The 16,743-nt window shown below is 37.7% G+C and carries 19 protein-coding genes; 5 read left to right on the top strand and 14 right to left on the bottom strand.

Translation table 11 applies throughout. The annotated features are described in order from the left end of the window. Positions 1 to 17: 17 nt before the first annotated feature. The 5 genes from ABD676_RS14400 to ABD676_RS14380 form a co-directional block, all read right to left on the bottom strand. A complete protein-coding gene (locus ABD676_RS14400; protein WP_344675425.1) occupies positions 18 to 722 on the bottom strand; it encodes a ComF family protein in 705 nt (234 codons plus the stop codon). A 95-nt stretch (positions 723 to 817) separates the two neighbouring features. Then, the gene (gene rlmN / locus ABD676_RS14395) at positions 818 to 1,909 is read right to left on the bottom strand and encodes a dual-specificity RNA methyltransferase RlmN (RefSeq protein ID WP_344675499.1); all 1,092 of its coding nucleotides are present in this window, start codon (positions 1,907 to 1,909) and stop codon (positions 818 to 820) included. 96 nt (positions 1,910 to 2,005) lie between these two features. Then, positions 2,006 to 2,920, bottom strand: coding sequence for a DUF4349 domain-containing protein (locus tag ABD676_RS14390; RefSeq protein WP_344675424.1), 915 nt, complete (start codon positions 2,918 to 2,920; stop codon positions 2,006 to 2,008). A gap of 841 nt (positions 2,921 to 3,761) precedes the next feature. Next, a complete protein-coding gene (locus tag ABD676_RS14385; RefSeq protein ID WP_344675423.1) occupies positions 3,762 to 4,793 on the bottom strand; it encodes an LLM class flavin-dependent oxidoreductase in 1,032 nt (343 codons plus the stop codon). A gap of 73 nt (positions 4,794 to 4,866) precedes the next feature. Beyond that, positions 4,867 to 5,448, bottom strand: a complete 582-nt coding sequence (locus ABD676_RS14380; RefSeq protein ID WP_344675422.1) for a MiaE family protein — start codon at positions 5,446 to 5,448, stop codon at positions 4,867 to 4,869. Positions 5,449 to 5,523: 75 nt separating this feature from the next. Between ABD676_RS14380 and ABD676_RS14375 the strand changes: the two genes are divergently transcribed. Then, positions 5,524 to 6,750, top strand: a complete 1,227-nt coding sequence (locus ABD676_RS14375) for a glycosyltransferase (protein ID WP_344675421.1) — start codon at positions 5,524 to 5,526, stop codon at positions 6,748 to 6,750. A gap of 70 nt (positions 6,751 to 6,820) precedes the next feature. On the opposite strand, the gene ABD676_RS14370 is transcribed toward ABD676_RS14375, so the two are convergent. Further along, positions 6,821 to 7,228: a hypothetical protein gene (locus tag ABD676_RS14370; RefSeq protein WP_344675420.1), complete on the bottom strand. Its 408-nt coding sequence runs from the start codon at positions 7,226 to 7,228 to the stop codon at positions 6,821 to 6,823. Positions 7,229 to 7,470: 242 nt separating this feature from the next. On the opposite strand from ABD676_RS14370, the gene ABD676_RS14365 reads away from it, so the two are divergent. The 4 genes from ABD676_RS14365 to ABD676_RS14350 all read left to right on the top strand — a co-directional run bounded on the left by ABD676_RS14365 (position 7,471) and on the right by ABD676_RS14350 (position 10,165). Then, a complete protein-coding gene (locus ABD676_RS14365; RefSeq protein WP_344675419.1) occupies positions 7,471 to 7,836 on the top strand; it encodes a DoxX-like family protein in 366 nt (121 codons plus the stop codon). A gap of 5 nt (positions 7,837 to 7,841) precedes the next feature. Beyond that, positions 7,842 to 8,576 (top strand): DUF2071 domain-containing protein, encoded by a 735-nt coding sequence (locus ABD676_RS14360; protein WP_344675418.1) that lies wholly within the window; start codon positions 7,842 to 7,844, stop codon positions 8,574 to 8,576. Further along, positions 8,543 to 9,322, top strand: a complete 780-nt coding sequence (locus tag ABD676_RS14355) for a class I SAM-dependent methyltransferase (protein ID WP_344675417.1) — start codon at positions 8,543 to 8,545, stop codon at positions 9,320 to 9,322. The genes ABD676_RS14360 and ABD676_RS14355 overlap by 34 nt, the downstream gene beginning before the upstream one ends. A gap of 588 nt (positions 9,323 to 9,910) precedes the next feature. Next, the gene (locus ABD676_RS14350; RefSeq protein WP_344675416.1) at positions 9,911 to 10,165 is read left to right on the top strand and encodes a hypothetical protein; all 255 of its coding nucleotides are present in this window, start codon (positions 9,911 to 9,913) and stop codon (positions 10,163 to 10,165) included. Between the two features lie 9 nt (positions 10,166 to 10,174). Here ABD676_RS14350 and ABD676_RS14345 read toward each other — a convergent pair whose 3' ends face one another. From ABD676_RS14345 to ABD676_RS14310, 8 genes are all read right to left on the bottom strand, one after another. After that, the gene (locus tag ABD676_RS14345) at positions 10,175 to 11,047 is read right to left on the bottom strand and encodes a hypothetical protein (protein ID WP_344675415.1); all 873 of its coding nucleotides are present in this window, start codon (positions 11,045 to 11,047) and stop codon (positions 10,175 to 10,177) included. A 24-nt stretch (positions 11,048 to 11,071) separates the two neighbouring features. Continuing rightward, a complete protein-coding gene (locus ABD676_RS14340) occupies positions 11,072 to 11,620 on the bottom strand; it encodes a hypothetical protein (RefSeq protein WP_344675413.1) in 549 nt (182 codons plus the stop codon). A gap of 16 nt (positions 11,621 to 11,636) precedes the next feature. Beyond that, positions 11,637 to 12,065 (bottom strand): DUF3592 domain-containing protein, encoded by a 429-nt coding sequence (locus ABD676_RS14335; RefSeq protein WP_344675411.1) that lies wholly within the window; start codon positions 12,063 to 12,065, stop codon positions 11,637 to 11,639. Positions 12,066 to 12,112: 47 nt separating this feature from the next. Then, positions 12,113 to 12,442, bottom strand: a complete 330-nt coding sequence (locus ABD676_RS14330; RefSeq protein WP_344675409.1) for a DUF4870 domain-containing protein — start codon at positions 12,440 to 12,442, stop codon at positions 12,113 to 12,115. A gap of 390 nt (positions 12,443 to 12,832) precedes the next feature. Further along, positions 12,833 to 13,633: a hypothetical protein gene (locus tag ABD676_RS14325; protein WP_344675407.1), complete on the bottom strand. Its 801-nt coding sequence runs from the start codon at positions 13,631 to 13,633 to the stop codon at positions 12,833 to 12,835. A gap of 133 nt (positions 13,634 to 13,766) precedes the next feature. Next, positions 13,767 to 14,444 (bottom strand): anaerobic ribonucleoside-triphosphate reductase activating protein, encoded by a 678-nt coding sequence (locus tag ABD676_RS14320; RefSeq protein ID WP_344675406.1) that lies wholly within the window; start codon positions 14,442 to 14,444, stop codon positions 13,767 to 13,769. After that, positions 14,425 to 14,610 carry an anaerobic ribonucleoside-triphosphate reductase gene (gene nrdD, locus ABD676_RS14315; protein WP_344675405.1) on the bottom strand — a complete coding sequence of 62 codons (186 nt, stop codon included), beginning with the start codon at positions 14,608 to 14,610 and terminating at the stop codon, positions 14,425 to 14,427. The genes ABD676_RS14320 and nrdD overlap by 20 nt, the downstream gene beginning before the upstream one ends. After that, entirely contained in the window at positions 14,591 to 16,708 is a 2,118-nt protein-coding gene (locus ABD676_RS14310; protein ID WP_344675404.1) for a ribonucleoside triphosphate reductase, read from the bottom strand. The genes nrdD and ABD676_RS14310 overlap by 20 nt, the downstream gene beginning before the upstream one ends. Positions 16,709 to 16,743 lie beyond the last annotated feature (35 nt).

Here is a 16,743-nt window from a genome sequence, read left to right as displayed (position 1 = left end):
TAGGTCTTCAACACGAATTAAGAAGCCTTCGCAAGGCAAATTACGGATAGCTTACAATTAGGATACCGTTCTATTATGGCCTCTGCTGCAGAAACCAAAGTAGCCCCAGTCGTTAGCACATCATCAATTAATACGATGTGCTTCCCATCAATAGCTGGTTTTTTCGAACAGCTAAAAACACCACTTACATTCGCTACCCTAGCCAAGGACGACAACCTTGTTTGCGTTTTGGTTTGAACCTTACGAAATAAGATCGTCTCATCGACTGGCACCTGCAAGATACTGGCAAGTCCCATCGCTATTTTAGCACTCTGGTTATAGCCTCTTTTTCGTTTTCTTTTTGAATGTAATGGAATGGGGACTAATAGGTCGATGCTTTCAAAAAAAGGGGATTTCAACAGCTTAATGCCATATTCACGACCAAAATAATAACCAATTTGCGGCTTACTATTATATTTTAAATTATAAATAAGATTTTCCACCAATCCAGCATTACTTAACCGAAATAAGGCAACTGCAAATTGTATCTGTGATCGGCCTTTTAATTGTTGAAAACAAGGATTATTAGGATCTAGGTGATCATCGGTATAAGGCAAATGATATTGGCAAAAAGTACAGATTTCCTGTTCATCACCCATCAAATTCTTCTGACAGGCATAGCAGACTTCTGGATAAAACAGCATCCAAAAGGAAGTCCAACTATTTAGCAAAAATTGAAGCATAGCAGATATTTTCCACAAAATCGAAAAATACTGTTAGCTCAATGTATGCTAATCGTTAGCTAATTGTCAAATGTAAGGGGGAAAGTAGAGAAAGTTTAAACAGAAGCCTCTTGTTCAGCCTTGTCTTTATCTTTGATAGCCAATTGTCCACATGCCGCGTCAATATCTTTACCACGACTACGACGAACATTGGTAATAATCCCCTGTTTCCGTAAATACTCTGCGAATTCTTCAATCTTATCCGCATCGGCATTCACAAAATCTGCTAATGAAATAGGGTTATATTCTATGATATTAACTTTACAAGGTACATGCCTACAGAATTTGGCTAATTCCTTAGCATCTTCCAATTCATCATTAAAATGATGGAATACGATATATTCAAAGGTAATGGGGTTCTTTGTTTTTGCGTAGAAGTACTTCAATGCATCAGCTAATGCTGCCAATGAATTCTGCTCATTAATAGGCATAATTTCATTACGTTTTTTGTCGTTTGCAGCGTGCAAAGAAAGGGCAAGATTAAAGCGAACGCCATCATCACCTAACTTCTTTATCATTTTGGCAATACCAGCAGTGGATACCGTAATCCGCTTGGCTGCCATGTTTAAACCATCTGGAGCTGTAATTCGCTCAACAGATTTCATCATATTGCTATAATTCAATAAAGGCTCACCCATACCCATATAGACAATATTGGTCAGGGGGTGTCCATATTTCTCTTCTGCTTGCTTACTGATCAAGACAACTTGGTCATAGATTTCATCCGCATTCAAATTACGCTTACGGTCCATATATCCCGTAGCACAGAATTTACAGGTAAGACTACAGCCAACCTGGCTACTCACACAAGCTGTCATACGATCATCTGCCGGAATTAAAACCCCTTCGATGATATTTCCGTCAAACAAGGTGAAACTGCTCTTAATAGTCTTATCGGAACTGATTTGTGACTCCTTAACTTTTACGGAATTGATGCTAAAACGGTCTTTTAACTTGTCGCGAAGGCCCTTGCTAAGGTTGCTCATTTCATCAAAATCGATACAGGATTTTACCCATAGCCATTCATAAATCTGCTTGGCACGGAAACCCTGTTCACCCATCTCCACTAGTGAATCCTTTAGCTGCGCTAAACTCAAACTTCGTATATCAACCAATTTTATTGCTTTTTCCACAGCACAAAGATACATCAAAAATTATAAGCTTCATGTAATATTCTGCTAAGACCCTGAAACAAAGACGGCAACAGAAAAGTCCTGTTGCCGCCGAAAACAATCTAATAACCACTATAGCGACTGATTTCTACTTTGAAAACGTACTTTTCGACGATTTCTCCAACGTAAAATCAAAAAAACAACTACAGAACCAATGAGGAATATTGGCCATAAACCGATAATACCCAAAACAATATTAGCAATTAAATCACCCCCAAACCCAAATGAACTCTTCACTCGTGACCAGAATGAATTTGATCCCATTGGCAAATTCGATTGGTAATCAAAAAGATTAATCCGCAAGCTCGAATAATTCACTTGTCCAGATAAATTACGCATCACACTTTCGCTGCTATCAATTTCTTCTTGCAATTGCCTGATCTGCTCCTGTATTTCCAATAATTCTTTCACATTCTTTGCGGAGGAAACCATGGCTTGATAGCGCTCCAAATAAGCCCTTTTACTTTTCAAACGCGATTCCAAATCATAATATTGAAGGGAAACATCTTCGGAAGTCAGGCTTTTGGAGGTAATTTTATCCTTGCCATTTTCTACTGAGGTTAAAAACCCATCCAATTTATCCGATGGAATGCGCAAAACCAAATCATAACTAATCCGATTATTGTTATCCGTATTGGCGGATTCCCGCTCATAATAGCCCCCCATCTGTTTCAATTGCTGATCTAAATTCTTCTTACTGGTCTTAACATCCTTGGACTCAATCGAGATATTACCTTCCCTGATAATCTTTGGTTTATTAACCGTTTGAGACCTTTCGATAGTTTTTTCAGCTGGTGCAACAGACGCTGCCGCAGCAGCATCAGACCCCTTTAATCTAATGGATTTGGGTGCTACATTAGAATCTTTATTTTCTGATACCGCATAATCCATTTCCGGCATTGAAACTTCCTGTTCTCTAGATTGATTACAACTAGCACTGGCGAGCAATACGAAGCTCAGAGCTAAAGCGATGGTTGTTCTTTTCATGGTCTATCATTTTTAACCTAGATGCAGTAAACCAAACAATTCCATAAACTATCCCTATAAAAAAATTGAATCTTGAAGTTTGACAAGAATTAACAGGCAATGCTCATCAATTTTGCTGTGGACCTTGAACTTTATCTGTTTGTAATTAATTGGTATTTCACCCTATTTTCCTTCGAGTTTCCTTTGGAACTCTCACGGAATTTCTTAGGATTTGGTAGGGATCTTGTTCGGATCTCGTTCGGTCGGAACCGAACGAGATCCGAAGGAGTTCCGAACAAGTTCCGAAGGAGATCCGAATTAGTGGCGAAGAAAACCCCTGTGAAAGACAATGAGACAACAGACAAAAGACAACAGATTTTGGACTAATTTGCGTGATAGAAATTTTGTCTTACAACTCAGAGTGAAGCGAAGAGTCTCTCTTCCCACCCATAAAAACTCGTCATCACGAAGCTAGCTGAGTGAACTTCAAACTATACAAATCAGAAATAAATAGTTAATAGACCGCTTTGCTATTAGATGTGAGAAATGATATAGAAAGGGGGAACTGTCGAAGTGTGCTTCTACCTAATGGTTTCGGCGGTAAGGAATAATAAAATCACGATAGGTTGTAGGGTCGAAGCATGCTTCGACTGCATGTATTAAACAATAAAAAAGACAACAGATTAGGATCATTATTCTGACTAAAAACAACAAAACAAAATTCCAAATAACATAAAAAAAGGGTTCCTTAGGAACCCTGCTTTGCTGAATTAATCAGCGAAAAATGTATGTTGTATAATTCGATTTCTGCTAAAGGTCTTCCTTTTAATCTATTTTGTAGGCTAAAAAGTAAACAGCTATTTTATTTTGCGGCTTTTACCTTTGGAATGATTTCATTTCCATAGATTTCGATCGCCTTCATCATCTTGCTATGATCGGGACTACCTACATCCATGTGAGCCGAGAAACGGGTAAGCCCAAAGGTTTCTTGCATTTGAAGGATCTTGTCCACAGACTCGTTCACATCACCTACAATCAGGTGTCCGTGTCTGGAACGACCGTAGTCATATTGGGATTTTTGATATGGAGGCCAACCACGAGATGCACCGATACGATTCATCTGGTTGGAATAGTATGGGTAATACCAATCGGCTACTTCTTTACTATCTGCGCCAAAGAAGGAGTGCATGTGCACACCGACTTGGAATTTTTCCGGATCGTGTCCATTGTCCAAATACGCTTGCTGATAAATCTCAAATAAAGGTTTAAAGTTTATTGGGGATCCACCAATAATAGCAAACATCACTGGTAAGCCTAATTTACCTGCTCGGATCACCGATTCTGTAGTGCCACCTACAGCAATCCATATAGGCATACTGTTGTTTACAGGTCTTGGGTACACGCTTTGATTAATCAAGCTTGGGCGGTATTTACCGGTCCAATTAATGGTATCCATCTTGTTCAATCGCAACAATAAGTCTAATTTCTCCTCAAACAGTCCACTATAATCCTTTAGGTCAAAGCCAAAGAGTGGAAAGGATTCAATGAATGATCCACGGCCAGCCATAATCTCTGCACGTCCATTGGAAAGTAAGTCAACGGTTGCAAAATCCTGATATAGTTTAACCGGATCTGCCGAACTTAATACAGAAACTGCTGAACCTAACTTAATACGATTAGTAACAGTCGCTGCTGCTGCCAAAATAATCTCAGGTGATGCAACAGCATAATCTGCACGGTGGTGTTCGCCCATCCCAAAGAAATCGACCCCTACCTCATCCATCAATTTAATCTCTTCGATTATCTCCTGAATACGCTCCTGTGGTGCTTGTATTTTCCCTGTTTGTGGATCAATTTGAAGATCGCCAAACATACCTATTCCTAATTCCATCATAATAAACTCCTATTTCAATGATACAAAAATAGGGAGTCTAAGCTCCCTATTCCTTGATGTATGTTAAGAAATACTATCCGTGTATATATTCTTTTGTTCCGTAGGACTGAATCAGCTCGCCTTCAAAGTCCAACCACTCTTTCCATCGCTTATCCACATCCACATCGGTGCTGTATTTTCGAGCAAAATTCAGAAATGTTGTATAATGATTCGCTTCGGAAACCATCAGGTCATGGTAAAACTTAGCTAAATCTTGGTCTTCAATATTCTTCGATAAAACGCGGAAGCGTTCGCATGAACGTGCCTCAATCATAGCAGCAAATAATAGACGGTCAATAAATGCCATATTACGGGAGCCATCCTTTTTAGCAAACTTCATCAGTTGCCCCACATAATCATCCTTTCGCTCTCTACCCAACGTATAGCCGCGCTCTTTAATGATCTCGATAACCATCTTAAAGTGTTCCATTTCTTCAATGGCAATAGCGGTTAATTCATGCACCAAATCCTCAAATTCAGGATTTTGGGTAATTAATGTAATGGCATTGGATGCGGCTTTTTGCTCACACCAGGCATGGTCGGTTAATATTTCCTCAAGATTCGACTCGGCAATATTAGCCCAACGGGGATCTGTCAATAATTTTAGTCCTAGCATAGCTTTCTGATATGTTACAAAGGTAACAAATAAAGCCATCCTGATGGAATAGAATTAAATGTGCAACTTTGCACTATGGGAAAACGCATGCTTGTTATTGGTTTAGTCTGGCCAGAGCCTACTTCTTCTGCCGCAGGATGGCGAATTATTCAAATCATGCAGTTATTCATTCAACAAGGTTTTGAACTCCATTTCTGTTCTGCAGCAAGCAAAAGTGAGTTTTCCTTCCCTTTAGAAAACCTCGGAATCAAGGAACAGGTCATCCAATTGAATGATGCCTCTTTCAACAAATATGTGGAGGAATTGAAGCCCGATTATGTGTTGTTCGACCGCTTTATGATCGAAGAACAATACAGTTGGCGAGTAAAGGAAGTTTGTCCTCAGGCAATCCGGATTCTGGATACAGAAGACTTACACTTCCTGAGACAAGCAAGGCAAGATGCCTACAAGAAAAACCTGGAATTTACACAGGAAATGCTGTATTCTGATCTCGCTAGTCGAGAAATTGCATCCATTCTTCGGTCTGATCTTTCCTTAATCATTTCAACTTATGAAATGAATTTATTGACGGAACAATTCCATATTTCGCCGAGCTTATTATGCTACCTTCCTTTTCAATTTGAAGCAGCTACAGCATCGAAAAAGCTGGGTTTTGAAGAGCGACAAAACTTTGTATTCATTGGCAACTTCATCCATGAACCCAATTGGCGCACTGTTGTCGAACTGAAGCGTCTATGGCCAAGTATTCGAAAAAGATTAGGAAAAGTAGAATTACATATATATGGGGCATACCCAACACAAAAAGTATGGGACTTAAATAAACCTGCTGAAGGCTTTATGGTGAAAGGACGAGCAGAAGATGCTAAGGAAACACTTGGTAGGTATCGGGTACTTTTAGCACCAATACCATTTGGTGCAGGCTTAAAAGGAAAGTTTGTAGACGCATTCTCGGTGGGTACACCTAGTGTTAGTAGTCAAGTAGCAACAGAAGGTATGATGCGTGATGAACATGAATGGCCAGGTTTTATTTACGATACGGATGAAGATTTTTTGTACAAAGTCGTACAATTGTATCAAGATGAAAATACATGGCTAAATGCCCATACACAATGTGAAAACAAGCTTAATTCCTGGAGAAAGGATGATCAGTCCGAAGTTTTTCTGAAAAGGCTTCAAGAAATTGCTCCTGTTTTACAGCAAAATAGAAATAGAAATTTTATAGGGCAGATATTATGGAATAATCAGTTTGCTTCCAGTAAATACATGTCCTTGTGGATAGAAGCAAAACAAAAGGTTTTATAAGTTTAGTTCAAGAAATAAAAAAGGCGCATGATCAATTGACCATACGCCAGCTCTCATATTAAGTTTAAGCTTAACGTCTCTTAAATTCGTAACGGGAAGTTTTACCAGCAGTAACATTTTCCATACTAAATTTCACAACGGTAGTTACAATATTCTCTTGAATATTATAGGTCGTACCCCCGAATATCATGGTTTTGCTGTTTGGCATTTCATAAGCAACAGATTTCGTTCCTCCTTTTCCATCAAACATGTAAGCAAAACCATCTTTGTTAAAATCTAGTTTTGCATCTTTTCCTTCACCAACCAAGGTATCACGAAGAACCTCTTTACCATCTACGAATTCCGTATGAACAACATTGTTCCAAGAGTTGGAACGAATTATATTTAATGCCGTATCACGACCAATATTGTCAATAGTATCTTCACTACAAGAAGCTAATCCTATTGCCACTAACCCCAAAATCATTAACTTTTTCATAATTATCCTATTAAAATTTAAAACTGCGTTTAATTTCAGGTCTACATTTCCAATCATTATGCCAATAAATGTTAAATGGAGAAAATAACGACCAAAACAAGCTTTAAGCATATATGGGCTATCTTTATAAAAACTGTAGCTGGGGTTGAACATTCTTGGTTAATAATCTTGATAGTTTTACTTGGCAAGGAAATTAAATGGTATATTTAGTTTCACATCAACGTTTCTTTGTTTTTCAGAATATGAAGCGCATTTTACACTATTTCATCTGCCTTGTTTGGCTAGTCAACGGACTAGTTTGTAAAGTTTTGAATCTAGCTCCAAGGCATGAAGAAATTGTTGGGCAATTGTTGTCTTATAACTATGCGAGGCCATTAACATTAACCATAGGAATACTCGAAATTGGAATGAGCATCTGGATTTTTACGCGTTTGTTTCCTCGATTAGCCGCTATATTTCAAATGCTCCTCGTTTTATCGATGAATATCATAGAAACCATATTCGTTCCTGAACTATTACTTTGGGGAAGGTGGAATTTAGTATTCGCTATGCTATTTGTGGGTATAATTTATGTGGAGGCTTTTGTTTTAAAAAGTGCTAAAACCTAAAGCCTATGGATTTCCTAAAACAGCACCCATTTGCTATTGAAGCACATTTCAACTATTCATTAGTTCTGACTTTTGCCTTTCCAAAGGCAGAATTAGAAAATCTTATTCCAAAGCCTTTGGTTTTGGATTGTTATGAAGATAAGTGGGCATTTGTTGCTGTCGCCATGGTACAAACCAAGGATCTTCGGTTGAAGGGTTTTCCAAAGTGGACCGGTAGTGATTTCTTTCTGATAGGCTACCGCATTTTTGTACAATACAAAACCGCAGCGGGCAAGCGTCTAAGGGGATTATATATCTTAAAATCAGAAACAGATAGTGCCCTAATGACGAAAATGGGAAATCTGATGACCCATTATGGTTATGAAAAGATTGATATCTCCTTTCAGGAGAATGAAGAGTCCATTTTGGTACAGTCTAAAGCTTCGGATATTAAGGTAGATATAAACCATCATCAAATGGATTTAAGTCTCCCGGCTGGATCCCCTTTTCCAGACTGGAAAACCGCTCGTCGCTATGCTGGTCCACTTCCATTTACCTTTTATGTGAATGCTCAGGCTGGAATAATAAGTATTGTTGAGGGAATACGAAACAACTGGACACCCCAACCAGTTGAAGTGAAAACCTGGGAGTTTGGGTTTCTAAAACAAAGAAGTTTAGATCATGGACAGTTAGCAAACGCGTTCATCATTCGAGATATTCCCTATTCATGGAAAAAAGGAAGGAGGGAAAATTGGAAATAAAACGAAAGCCATTTCAAGGCGTATGGAACATCCTATTGTTCAATTGGCACTATTATGCCATCCTTCTGCTATTTATTGTTCTAGCGGTCGCTTTTGCTCACCTATTTCCTTTCCAGTTTCAACCTTGGAAAGTATATCTCCTAGCCTTTGTTACTATATCATCCGTTATTTCCTTGATCGTTTCTTATTGGATATATGATCGAACCGATTTATATTCATTTCCCTTAATTGAGCATTTGGATAATAAACAAGTTCTTAATATACATGCCGGATTTGATGAAACCAGTGCACTTATTCAATCAAAATTCCCATCGGCAAACCTCACTATAGCGGATTTTTATGACCCTTTAAAACATCGTGAGGTATCCATTAAGCGAGCAAGGAAAAGGTATCCCAACCATCCGCTTTGTAAAGCTGTAAATCCTTTAAACTTAAGTTATCAAAACAATTCCTTTGATTGCATACTCGTCATTTTTGCTGCTCATGAAATCAGAAACGAAGAGGAGAGGGTCGAGTTTTTTAAGGAATTGAAGCGTGTATTGAAACCTGAAGGGCAAATTGTCGTCATGGAACATCGAAGAGATTGGCTGAATTTTCTAGCCTATCAGATTGGTTTTCTACATTTTTATTCGGATCGGCAATGGCGTAGAATCTTTAAAGAAGCTGCGTTAATTTTGGTAAATGCAACTAAACAATATGGGCTTATAACCACTTATAAACTGAAAAAATATGGAACTAGCCATTAAACTCTCCGGAGCATTACAAATACTTCTAGCGCTCCTACATTTTGGTTTTCCTAGAAAATTTAACTGGGAGGCAGAATTACCAAGGCTATCTCTCTTGAATAGTCAGATAATGAAAGTGCATACTTTCTTTATTGCTTTGTTATTGTTTTTGCTTGGACTATTAAGCTTGACCTCTTCCCACCTGTTGATCGAGGGAGAACTTGGTCACAGAATCTGTCTTGGGATTGCGATATTCTGGGGTATACGTTTTATATTTCAACTATTTGTATACTCTCCATCTCTATGGAAAGGGCAAACCTTAGAAACGGTAATTCATGTTTTGTTCTGTATGCTTTGGTTATTTTTTACTTGGTCTTACTTAGATCCTATTCTTTAATAGCATTTATTTTAGCTGTGCTAAATAGTTTTATCGAGCACGCTAGTTAATATTTTAGTTGTTTCGAAGCTAACTTTATTAAGTTTTTAACAAATGTTATTGAAAATATTAATTTTTATTTCTAAGTTAGCCAATGCAAAAAGTAGCTGATTAACTACAAAAAAAGCTGCTTTAAAGCCAAACAAACAAGATATTAACCCATAGGACTACAAATGAGACAGCAAAGTCTAGCTACAAATACGTTAACAGAACTTACTACTAAGCGGAAGTGTTTATTATGTCTTTTGGCTGGGGGAGCTATGATTATGTCTATAATGATAGGTGTAATTCTACTATATTTCGTAGATGAAGACTTGCTTCGTTTCCCAATTATCACAGCAGTATCTTTGTTTTCCCTATTACCGATCTACCTTCGTCTAAGTGAAGTTAATCAGGAAATAAAGAATCGTTTCCAAAAAGCAGTTTAATAAAATTCCTTAATTAATTCCCACAAAATAGTAGCCCTCTTTATTCTTTTGAGGCTGATTTCCTTTGGTTATTGGAGTAAGTTTTAAAAGGAGATTATCGAACTCATAAGTATAAATTTGATCTTCTTCTTGAAATGGAGCAGTTTTACTATTGGGTCTCCATACTTGAACTCGGATTTGATTATTATCCAAGAAATCCATCACCCCCTTACTATCATCAGCAAATGTCAACTTGTTGCTTTCTTCGTCCAAGAGAAAAGTATTTCCATTTTTAATGGCTGTTGGGAATTGACCTTTATTTTCAGCGATTTGAAATAATCGGCCTCTAAAATCATCTGATTTCCTTCCAAATAGCGGCTTGCCTCGCAAATCGTTTCGAATTAGTTTTTTCCCTTCCTTTATTTCAACAAAATTCTCGACTTGAAAGGTCAGTTCAAAAGCAATTAATTCCTTATTATTAAATGTCACAAAGTTTTCTTCTTCTGTTGGTTTACCAGCAAGGATTTTCATGTTTTCATATTCAAATACCGAAATCTCATCATCCTTGGCATAAATACCCATAGCTTCTAGGTCAACAGGGTTAGTATAATTGAAATGAATAACCAATTTGGGTTCCTTATCCGAAAGATGCCATTCCACACGTTTATTCGTGAATGATTCCGTTTCTTTTACCCAATTAATTTGGTTGTTTTTTACTTTCCGATATTCCTCTGTTTTGGCGATCTCAGATTCGATCTCAGAGCTCAATAAACCATATTGTTCAATTCGCACTTCTTTCTTTACAGGATCCAAATACACCTTGACCTTCTCCGCAAACAGATTTGGCTGCTCCAGCATAAAGAAGCTACCCAAAATAAAGAAGAGAAGTTTTATTTCTATCATGAATGTGAAGTATTGGGATTAAGATTAGTCTTCGTATCTCTTCTGTAGTTCCGTTGACCAATCATCCAAAATTTGGTTTGCTTCAGTAACTATTTCAGACGGTAATTGCCCCGTTCTTGCAGCTGAAGTTAATTTAGCTTCTTTATTTTGATATGTTATTTCAAACATCACTTCTTTACTTTCCCACATGTAGTCATACAAGAAAGCATGTCCAGTAGCCTCAGGTTCTAAATAATGTGCTAGATCCTTCAACATAGCCATCATGGGAATAATTTCTTGATAATTCTCACTGAATTGAAGCACATAAAAATACCAGGTACCTGAATGTGGATCATATAAATCTTGGCTTCCCGAGAATTTTTCGTCAATTATTTCCTGTATAATCTGTCCATAACTATCGGCATGGTAAGATTGAACAACTTGTAAGGCATGCTTATCATACATTTCGCGACTGTCCCACCAATTGGTCCAAGAACTGTTCAGTGCCGGAGCAACAGGACGAGAGGATTTGAACTTATGTAATTGATCCTTACTTATTTTTACTTTCACAAATAATGAATATAGTTCTGACATGACTTTATCAATTAATTTAAATGACTCCGAATTTAAACAAGAAATAACCTAAGGTCGTCACGAACATAGGGAGTCCAAAAACCATACAGATGATGCTCCCTAAGAATAGATGATAATACCCAATGATCTGCGCTTTGTCAGGGACATTAGGGTCATACATCACCGGTACTCTTTCGTTTAAATTATATTGTGGAGGATTCGATTTTACATTAGGTGAAAAGGTCAATTTCTTTCCATTGACTTCATATTCCAATACCGGTTGGTACATCCATGAGCCAGATTTATTATCCCTATCACTGGCCTGTACCATTTTATTTTCAATCAAGATCGCATCCGTACGGATGGCTGATTGCATGAACTTCTGCGTTCTTAAGAATAGAAAAATACTTGCTACAAGTAGTCCTAAACCTAAAATAAAAATGAAACCGTTTATTAAATCTGTCATTTTCATGAAAGCCCTAACACCTTACTAATACCTCTTTTGTTGATCAATTAATTCTGATCAATAAACTTAAAGGAGTTACTAAAATAATCTCCAATAATTGGAAGTGGTTTCATTTTACCATTGGCAGCATTCATAATTCCGATAACCAAAAGAACCAATATCAATATACTAGCAATGTTCACAAAAATGCCGATTGCTGGAACAATTGCAGCAATTATTCCTAAGGCAATAGAAAAGATGAAGGAAAAAATAATTAAACCTAGACCTTGTTTTAAATGGAAGCGACTAAAGTCATCACGTTGATCTTTACCCATGAAATAGGCAACTAACCATAAAATTCCCAAATAACTTAAAATTGATTGCAGTTTAGAATCCATAGAAGTAATAATTAAGTGTTTATGTTCTGTTAATATGTTACTATACTTTAACACAACTTGTACCAAAAATCCTTTGGGTTAAGTTCTTTTCATCAATATCCTTACAAAACAAACAGATTCTGCTTAGAATGATGCCCTAATCAGGTTTGAAGGTTGTTGTATTTATATAATCTGAACAGTCAAGGCTAAATAAACAGCTGTGCGTTCAAGTATTTTCTGTTTACAATACTGTATAGAATGCAGAACGCTAGTATAGCATGCTTATTGCTTTTTTATGACAGATTGAATTCTTTTCCTTCTTTTGTTATTTCCTTCGTAATCCCTACACAGGTATGTAAAAAAGCTTCCATTAGATGAAATAAAATGGAAGATTTAAGAAGTTCAAATGGATTAAAAACTAAGTGTTTTTGATAAAACAAGGTTATCCACATTGACAATAATTTCTTTTACTTTTCCTGCTTCCATAACGAAGAAAACATGTTCGTTGTTATTGACAACCTTATCTCCGTTTTTCACTGTTCCAGCTTCATTCACTGGAATACCTATTTTTAACAACCCATCAGCATCGGTTCTATTCATCAGTGTGGCAGCGACACGGCCATTATCTTTATATTCTTTTTCGATTAAAGCCTTATGTTGATCATTCCAAAGCTGAGTCGTACCATACCAATAAACTTCACGATTTGAAACTGGCGAAGATCCTTTTTTAACCTTCAAGGTTAGATTAGCCTTATCAGCAGTATAAGTTTTTGTACTAGGCTCAGCAGTAACAAATGCTACTTGATAAACTGGTTTATCTTCTACTACGGTGAACTTGATGTTCTTCAAGGGTTGAGAGGTTGTACTGGTGATGCTGTAATACCCATCGGAAAGTAATTTTTTGCGGAGAGCAACAACATATATTGTTTTACCAACATAATCGCTAACATTAAAGACTACCGAATCATTTACGGTACGGTTCGCTGGTAGATTCAATGATTTTAAAGGGGTAAAATTTTCATACTTTTCAAAAGGCGCTTCGCTAAGGAAAACCTTACTATCAGTAAATCGTTGTAAGCCTACAGCGGGTGAATAAATAACGGCCTTATGCGTGGCGTTTTTTAAATCTTCACCATCGCTATCCTTAGAACAGCTTGCTGAAAAGAAAAGGGCAATGGCAGATAAGAGCAAAATAAAGTAATTGCGTTTCATAGTGATTTGTTTTGAAAAAATTTTCTTCAATCAAAACAAATTAAGTGCCAATAAAAAAAGTTTTAGTAATAAATAAAATGTGTTTAAACAGCTAATAAGGCACTATTTTTCCTAATTTTAGCTCATATCCCTACTAGGCGCGAATAATGACTTGGATGTTCCTAGAAGAAAAGTTAATTTTTTCCTTTCCGAAGGAAGAATAGCTTAAATCGGATAATGTTTTCACATTATTTAAGGCCGCTTGTAGGTAGTAGTTTCCAACATATCCTTTTCCTTCTAGGAAAAACAACATCTCCTGCAAATCATCATTTGACAGCAATTGTCCATGCACAGTAGTACGAACTTCAAAAGTTAATCTAGTAGAAATTAAAAACTCAAGACTTTGCTCAAATGACTTAAAGTCGTCAAATAGGGTAATTTCCTTATATTTCGGAGATAAGGCTTTAAAGTCCAAGGCTACATAATCCAATAAACCTTCCTCGTACATCGCTTTCAAAACCTTAGGTCGGGTTCCATTGGTATCCACCTTAATGAGGTAGCCCATTTCCTTAGCTATCTTAGCCAACTTCATAAGATCAGGGTGCATACTGCATTCCCCACCGGAAAAAACCACCGCTTGAAGCAATCCTCTTCTGGATTGTAGAAATAGCTTAGCTTCATCGATCCCAATCTTACCTTTTCCTAAAACAATATCTGGGTTATAACAATATAGGCAACGCATATTGCAGCCTGCAAACCAGAAGATGCAGGCTGCTTTATTGGGGTAATCTAATAAGGTAAAGGGGCTTATATCAAAAAGCGGTTTGGCCATGCCTTTCATTAAATAAAGTCCGCTGCTTATGCTCGCCCTGTTTACCAATATTAAAACTTTCTACAGGTCGATGATAACCCATCACGCGGGTGTACACCAAACATTTACTCCGTTCTTGTTGTTGCTGCTGCAGAATTTGCAGTCTTTCATTCTGTAATGTTTCCATGATCAAAATTTAAATTATGTTTATTAAGGATTTCATCGTCACATTTTGGACAATATTCATGTTCTCCATTGAGATAGCCGTGTACAGGACAAATACTGAAAACAGGGGTAACAGTAATATAGGGTAAGCGGAAATTACTTAATACCGTACGGACAAAGTCTTTACAAGCATCTGAGGTGCTAATCTTTTCACGCATATATAAGTGCAAGACCGTCCCTCCGGTATATTTGCATTGGAGTTGATCTTGCAGCAACAGCGCCTCAAAAGGATCATCGGTATGGTCTACCGGGATTTGAGAACTGTTGGTATAATAAATATTCTGTTCCTGACCCGCTTGTAGGATGTCGGGGAATCGCTTCTTATCTTCCTTAGCAAAACGATAGGTAGTTCCTTCGGCAGGGGTTGCTTCTAGATTATATAAATTGCCGGTCTCTTCTTGGAAACTACGTAACTTGGTGCGGATGTATTCTAATATTTCCGTAGCAAAGTTAATCCCCCAAGGACTTACCAAATTTTCCTGATCAAAAGTGTAATTTCGGATCATTTCATTCATACCATTGACGCCAATGGTAGAGAAGTGATTTCTGAAATGTGGTAAATAGCGCTTGGTATAGGGATAAAGACCATTGTCATACATCTCTTGGATAAACTTGCGTTTCTTTTCAAGTGTGGACTTTCCTATTAACAGCAGTTCATCAATTCGCTTATAGAGCTCTTCACGTTTTCCTGGATATAAATACCCCAGTCGAGCCATATTGATGGTTACCACTCCAATACTACCGGTCATTTCAGCGCTTCCAAATAGACCATTACCACGTTTAAGTAATTCCCTAAGGTCTAGCTGTAAACGGCAGCACATGCTTCTCACGGCATTGGGCTTATAAGCCTCAGGGTTCTCAATCCGCTCCCCTGCATCGTTCATCAGGTATTGACTACCAATAAAGTTTTGGAAATAAGAGGACCCAATCTTGGCTGTATTTTCAAATAAGATATCTACGTTTTCACCATCCCAATCAAAATCCTCTGTGATGTTTACCGTTGGTATGGGAAAGGTAAAGGGTTGACCATTCGCATCTCCTTCAGTCATGACTTCATAGAATGCTTTGTTGATCATATTCATTTCCTTTTGGAAATGTTTATAGCATAGATCTTCCAGGTTAATGACACCACGTTCATGCGCAATCCGCTCCAAGTGCGGCATGTCGAGTCCACGGAATAAATGTTGACCATTCTTTGTGGGTATCTGATCTTGTAAATCTTGTGGTACCACCCAGTCCAGGGTAATATTGGTAAATGGCGATTGCCCCCAACGTGCCGGAACATTCAAATTATAAACAAAGCTCCGGATAGCCTTCTTAACCGCAATCTGATTTAATTGATCTTTGAAGACATAAGGAGCTAAATACGTATCGAAGGAGCTGAAGGCCTGCGCGCCGGCCCACTCACTCTGTAAGATTCCAAGGAAGTTGGCCATCTGTCCTAAGGCTTCCCGAAAATGCGAAGCAGGCTTACTGTCTACACGACCACGAACCCCGTTAAATCCTTCATCTAATAAAACACGAAGACTCCAACCGGCACAATAGCCAGTCAAACAATCTAAATCATGTATATGGATATCCGCATTTCGATGCGCATGCCCTTCCAGTCGATTATAGACTTTGTCTAACCAATAATTGGCAATAATCTTTCCTGCAGTATTGTTTACCAATCCGGCATTGGAAAAGGAGTTATTGGCATTGGCTTGTATTCGCCAGTCGTGCTGATAAATATATTCTTCTACAGCATGGCTACTGTCCACATAGGTACTGGAATCAACGAAACGATCGATATGTTCTCTTTGCAACTTTCGGGTATGCCGAAAAAGCATAAAAGAGCGCATTACGGGAAAATAACTGAATGCATAGAGCTTCTTTTCTATGGCATCTTGTATATCTTCCACATCCAATAAATCGCTGGCGAAAATTTCAGATTGAAGGCTTAGGAAAACTTCATCATCATAGGGCACAGATACACTCTCGAATGCCTTTTTTATGGCATCCTCAATTTTAAAAGCCTGAAAAGATTCAAATGTTCCATCACGCTTTATGACGTTTCTCATAGTAATAGATTTTTTGTGTTAAGCGATAGAATTCC

Source organism: Sphingobacterium kyonggiense, assembly GCF_039536825.1.
Classification (GTDB): domain Bacteria; phylum Bacteroidota; class Bacteroidia; order Sphingobacteriales; family Sphingobacteriaceae; genus Sphingobacterium; species Sphingobacterium kyonggiense.
Note: the sequence above shows the minus strand (reverse complement) of the source record. Positions and strands in the feature narration are given on the sequence as shown.

What these genes read in the sequence shown, in the direction of transcription:
- ABD676_RS14400 (WP_344675425.1), bottom strand. Translation starts at nt 722, where the DNA reads ATGCTTCAATTTTTGCTAAATAGTTGGACTTCCTTTTGGATGCTGTTT.
- rlmN (WP_344675499.1), bottom strand. Translation starts at nt 1,909, where the DNA reads ATGTATCTTTGTGCTGTGGAAAAAGCAATAAAATTGGTTGATATACGA.
- ABD676_RS14390 (WP_344675424.1), bottom strand. Translation starts at nt 2,920, where the DNA reads ATGAAAAGAACAACCATCGCTTTAGCTCTGAGCTTCGTATTGCTCGCC.
- ABD676_RS14385 (WP_344675423.1), bottom strand. Translation starts at nt 4,793, where the DNA reads ATGATGGAATTAGGAATAGGTATGTTTGGCGATCTTCAAATTGATCCA.
- ABD676_RS14380 (WP_344675422.1), bottom strand. Translation starts at nt 5,448, where the DNA reads ATGCTAGGACTAAAATTATTGACAGATCCCCGTTGGGCTAATATTGCC.
- ABD676_RS14375 (WP_344675421.1), top strand. Translation starts at nt 5,524, where the DNA reads ATGGGAAAACGCATGCTTGTTATTGGTTTAGTCTGGCCAGAGCCTACT.
- ABD676_RS14370 (WP_344675420.1), bottom strand. Translation starts at nt 7,228, where the DNA reads ATGAAAAAGTTAATGATTTTGGGGTTAGTGGCAATAGGATTAGCTTCT.
- ABD676_RS14365 (WP_344675419.1), top strand. Translation starts at nt 7,471, where the DNA reads ATGAAGCGCATTTTACACTATTTCATCTGCCTTGTTTGGCTAGTCAAC.
- ABD676_RS14360 (WP_344675418.1), top strand. Translation starts at nt 7,842, where the DNA reads ATGGATTTCCTAAAACAGCACCCATTTGCTATTGAAGCACATTTCAAC.
- ABD676_RS14355 (WP_344675417.1), top strand. Translation starts at nt 8,543, where the DNA reads ATGGAAAAAAGGAAGGAGGGAAAATTGGAAATAAAACGAAAGCCATTT.
- ABD676_RS14350 (WP_344675416.1), top strand. Translation starts at nt 9,911, where the DNA reads ATGAGACAGCAAAGTCTAGCTACAAATACGTTAACAGAACTTACTACT.
- ABD676_RS14345 (WP_344675415.1), bottom strand. Translation starts at nt 11,047, where the DNA reads ATGATAGAAATAAAACTTCTCTTCTTTATTTTGGGTAGCTTCTTTATG.
- ABD676_RS14340 (WP_344675413.1), bottom strand. Translation starts at nt 11,620, where the DNA reads ATGTCAGAACTATATTCATTATTTGTGAAAGTAAAAATAAGTAAGGAT.
- ABD676_RS14335 (WP_344675411.1), bottom strand. Translation starts at nt 12,065, where the DNA reads ATGACAGATTTAATAAACGGTTTCATTTTTATTTTAGGTTTAGGACTA.
- ABD676_RS14330 (WP_344675409.1), bottom strand. Translation starts at nt 12,442, where the DNA reads ATGGATTCTAAACTGCAATCAATTTTAAGTTATTTGGGAATTTTATGG.
- ABD676_RS14325 (WP_344675407.1), bottom strand. Translation starts at nt 13,633, where the DNA reads ATGAAACGCAATTACTTTATTTTGCTCTTATCTGCCATTGCCCTTTTC.
- ABD676_RS14320 (WP_344675406.1), bottom strand. Translation starts at nt 14,444, where the DNA reads ATGGCCAAACCGCTTTTTGATATAAGCCCCTTTACCTTATTAGATTAC.
- nrdD (WP_344675405.1), bottom strand. Translation starts at nt 14,610, where the DNA reads ATGGAAACATTACAGAATGAAAGACTGCAAATTCTGCAGCAGCAACAA.
- ABD676_RS14310 (WP_344675404.1), bottom strand. Translation starts at nt 16,708, where the DNA reads ATGAGAAACGTCATAAAGCGTGATGGAACATTTGAATCTTTTCAGGCT.